1 protein-coding gene is annotated in these 248 nt (G+C 65.3%); it reads right to left on the bottom strand.

Annotation, left to right across the window (positions count from 1 at the left end; genetic code table 11):
* The coding region (locus tag R0J88_RS22355) for a hypothetical protein (RefSeq protein ID WP_410901221.1) at positions 1-248 on the bottom strand (248 nt) is incomplete at both ends.

Raw genomic sequence — 248 nt, 5'->3', positions numbered from 1 at the left:
CCTCCTTGACCATCGCGAAGCCGGCCAGGCTGGCGATCACCGCGCCATATCCCACCTCTGAGGCGGTATTGAAGACCGGCAGCATGGCGCCGAAGCAGCCATTGTTGACGGTGGTCTTCAGGTCGGCCCACTGCTTCCAGCGTGAGATGACCAGCCAGGTGGAGGCGAAGGCCAGCGCGATCAGGATTGACCACATGCCGGTGGCGCCCGCCGGGTCAAGCTCCGGGAAGGCCTCGCTCAGGTAGGAG

Source organism: Pseudoalteromonas sp. SIMBA_162, from assembly GCF_046535955.1.
In the GTDB taxonomy this organism is placed as follows: Bacteria; Pseudomonadota; Gammaproteobacteria; order Enterobacterales; family Alteromonadaceae; genus Pseudoalteromonas; species Pseudoalteromonas marina.
The sequence above is the reverse complement of the archived record's forward strand: the minus strand, read 5'-3'. Positions and strand labels throughout refer to the sequence as shown.